Origin of the sequence: Mesorhizobium sp. M7A.F.Ca.CA.002.05.1.1 (assembly GCF_003998335.1) — a bacterium.
Lineage (GTDB): Bacteria > Pseudomonadota > Alphaproteobacteria > Rhizobiales > Rhizobiaceae > Mesorhizobium.
The window spans coordinates 1-901 of the sequence record NZ_RZQI01001420.1 but is presented as its reverse complement, the minus strand read 5'-3'; the positions used below and the strand labels follow the sequence as shown (position 1 = coordinate 901).

Here is a 901-nt window from a genome sequence, read left to right as displayed (position 1 = left end):
GCCAAGGCGGCGGCGGCCATTTCGGTTCCCCGCCATGGTGGCTCCTCGGCGCCGACGAACCGCGAAATCCAGACATTCCTGAGCCATGCCGCCGATCCATCGGGAGCAGGCCGGACACAGAAGGCCAATGCATAACAGCTGGAAAAGCCTGACAAGCCCGGGAACCGGGCAAACCCACAGAGAGGAACCAACCATGCGCATGCCTGATTTGACTGCTCTGCTGACGGCGACCGCCGTCTTTACCTCCGCACTTGCGTTCGCCGCCAAGGCCGACGAAGTGCATGTGCTCAACTGGAAGGGTTACGGCGCCGATGAACCGTGGGCCGTCGAGGCTTTCGAAAAGGCGACCGGCAACAAAGTCGTCAACGACTTCTTCAATTCCGAACAGGAAATGCTGACCAAGATCCGGACCAATCCCGGCCTCTATGACGTGGTCATGATCAACGCGGCCTTCAACGACCAGGCGATGGCCGGGAAACTGATCCAGCCGATCGACGTTTCCAAGCTGCCGAACTATGCCGACATCAGCAAGGACAAGGCGGGATCGCCGATGCTCGTCCATGACGGCAAGGTCTATGGCGTGCCGTGGGTATGGGGCCTCACCGCACTCGCCATCAACGAAAAGTCCTTCGACAAGCCACCGACGAGCATCGCCGAAATGTGGGATGCCGCCCACAAGGGCCGCGTCGTCATTCGCGATGATGCCGTTGAAGCGGTGCAGTTCGGCGCCATCGCCACTGGCCAGAACATCAACGACATCAAGGATATGGATGCGGTCAAGACGAAGCTGACCTCGCTGATGCCGCAGATCAAGACCTTCTGGAGCTCGGAAAACGACTGGAACCAGATGGTCGCCTCCAACCAGATCGACATCGGCACCTATTGGAGCGGCTCGGCCCAC

1 protein-coding gene is annotated in these 901 nt (G+C 60.0%); it reads left to right on the top strand.

Annotation, left to right across the window (positions count from 1 at the left end):
• Positions 1-193: 193 nt before the first annotated feature.
• Positions 194-901: ABC transporter substrate-binding protein (locus tag EN939_RS36030; protein ID WP_127272039.1), on the top strand; the 708-nt coding region annotated here is incomplete at its 3' end.